This window comes from Brevibacillus jepli (assembly GCF_047229145.1).
GTDB lineage: Bacteria > Bacillota > Bacilli > Brevibacillales > Brevibacillaceae > Brevibacillus.
Map to the genome: position 1 here is coordinate 1 of NZ_JBFEFW010000089.1, position 1,076 is coordinate 1,076.

Annotated in this window: 3 rRNA genes; all 3 read right to left on the reverse strand. The window is 52.0% G+C overall.

Going from position 1 to position 1,076, the window contains the following annotated elements:
* Nucleotides 1-654, reverse strand: a 23S ribosomal RNA gene (locus tag AB1L17_RS31375); the annotation flags it as partial.
* A 102-nt stretch (nt 655-756) separates the two neighbouring features.
* A 5S ribosomal RNA gene (gene rrf, locus AB1L17_RS31380) occupies nt 757-873 on the reverse strand.
* Between the two features lie 134 nt (nt 874-1,007).
* A 16S ribosomal RNA gene (locus AB1L17_RS31385) occupies nt 1,008-1,076 on the reverse strand; the annotation flags it as partial.

Genomic DNA, 1,076 nt, shown 5'->3' on the forward strand with positions numbered 1-1,076 from the left:
CTTAACCTCGCACGCTACCGTAACTCGCCGGTTCATTCTACAAAAGGCACGCCGTCACCCTTTTAACGGGCTCCGACTATTTGTAAGCACACGGTTTCAGGTACTATTTCACTCCCCTCCCGGGGTGCTTTTCACCTTTCCCTCACGGTACTGGTTCACTATCGGTCGCTAGGTAGTATTTAGCCTTAGCAGATGGTCCTGCCAGATTCACACGGGATTTCACGTGTCCCGCGCTACTCGGGGTTGGTCTCGGAGAGACGCGCGTTTAGGTTACGCGACTATCACGCTCTATGGTCAGCTTTCCCAAGCTGTTCACCTACGCGCGTCTTTTGTAACTCCATGTGAGACGCCCCACAACCCCGCCGGGTAAACCCGACGGTTTAGGCTCTTCCGCGTTCGCTCGCCACTACTGACGGAATCACTATTGTTTTCTCTTCCTCCGGCTACTTAGATGTTTCAGTTCACCGGGTCTGCCTTCTCATCACCTATGTATTCAGTGAAGGATACCATCCCATTACAGATGGTGGGTTGCCCCATTCGGAGATCCCCGGATCAAAGCGTGCTTACCGCTCCCCGAGGCTTATCGCAGTTCGCTGCGTCCTTCTTCGGCTCCTAGCGCCAAGGCATCCACCGTGTGCCCTTAGTAACTTAACCACATTGGTTAGCACTAAAAAGTACTTACAGTTAATATCTTAGCAATTTCATGCAGTATCCAGTTTTCAAGGAACAATTGGATAGTTACTCGTAAGAGTAACTGCCTGGCAACGTCCTACTCTCCCGGCTCCCTGCGGAGCAAGTACCATCGGCGCTGGAGGGCTTAACGGCCGTGTTCGGCATGGGAACGGGTGTGTCCCCTCCGCCATCATCACCAGACTTATAGGATGTAAGTCGTTCTGCGTTCTCGCATGGACGCGAGAGCCTTTAGCAGAACTTCCTTTCATCTTTTGAAGGATTTATGCTCCTTCAAAACTGAACAGCGAATGTGCGTTACGGTCATATCTCCATAGAAAGGAGGTGATCCATCCGCACCTTCCGGTACGGATACCTTGTTACGACTTCACCCCAGTCATCTACCC